The sequence below is a fragment of the Sinorhizobium glycinis genome (assembly GCF_001651865.1).
Classification (GTDB): domain Bacteria; phylum Pseudomonadota; class Alphaproteobacteria; order Rhizobiales; family Rhizobiaceae; genus Sinorhizobium; species Sinorhizobium glycinis.
The window spans coordinates 1-1,052 of the sequence record NZ_LPUX01000003.1; the positions used below are offsets into that span (position 1 = coordinate 1).

Consider the following 1,052-nt stretch of genomic DNA (forward strand, 5'->3'; position numbering starts at 1 on the left):
CTCAGTAGACCACGACGCTCCTGATGCTTTCGCCGGAATGCATCAGTTCGAAGCCCTTGTTGATGTCGTCGAGCGGCATGGTGTGGGTGATCATCGGGTCGATCTCGATCTTGCCCTCCATGTACCAGTCGACGATCTTCGGCACGTCGGTGCGGCCGCGGGCGCCGCCGAAGGCGGTGCCCATCCAGGTGCGGCCGGTGACCAGCTGGAACGGCCGGGTGGCGATCTCCTGGCCGGCGCCGGCAACGCCGATGATCACCGACTTGCCCCAGCCGCGATGCGAGGCTTCGAGCGCCTGGCGCATGACCTTCACATTGCCGGTGCAGTCGAAGGTGTAATCGGCGCCGCCGAACTGGTCGGCGCCGCGCTTCGTCAGGTTGACCAGATGGGCGACGATGTCGTCGCCGATCTCCGTCGGGTTGACGAAGTGGGTCATGCCGAACTTCTCGCCCCAGGGCTTCTTGTCGTTGTTGATGTCGACGCCGATGATCATGTCGGCGCCGGCAAGCCGAAGCCCCTGGATGACGTTGAGACCGATGCCGCCGAGCCCGAAGACGATCGCCGTCGAACCCATCTCGACCTTGGCGGTGTTGATCACCGCGCCGATGCCGGTGGTGACGCCGCAGCCGATATAGCAGATCTTGTCGAAGGGGGCGTCCGGATTGACCTTGGCGACGGCGATCTCCGGCAAGACGGTGAAGTTGGCGAAGGTCGAGCAGCCCATGTGGTGGTGGATCTTGTCCTTGCCGATCGAGAAGCGGCTCGTGCCGTCCGGCATGAGGCCTTGCCCCTGGGTGGCGCGGATCGCGGTGCAGAGGTTGGTCTTGCGCGACAGGCAGGAGGGGCAGGCGCGGCATTCCGGCGTATAGAGCGGAATGACGTGGTCGCCCTTCCGGACCGAGGTGACGCCAGGGCCGACATCGACGACGACGCCGGCGCCCTCATGGCCGAGGATCGCCGGGAACAGCCCTTCCGGGTCGGCGCCGGAAAGCGTGAAGTCGTCGGTATGGCAGATGCCGGTGGCCTTGACCTCGACCAGCACCTCGCCGGCC

At 65.8% G+C, this 1,052-nt stretch carries 1 protein-coding gene; it reads right to left on the bottom strand.

Going from position 1 to position 1,052, the window contains the following annotated elements:
- Nucleotide 1 precedes the first annotated feature (1 nt).
- Nucleotides 2-1,052 (bottom strand): S-(hydroxymethyl)glutathione dehydrogenase/class III alcohol dehydrogenase (locus AU381_RS00025; RefSeq protein WP_064240010.1); only part of this gene is annotated, 1,051 nt, incomplete at its 5' end.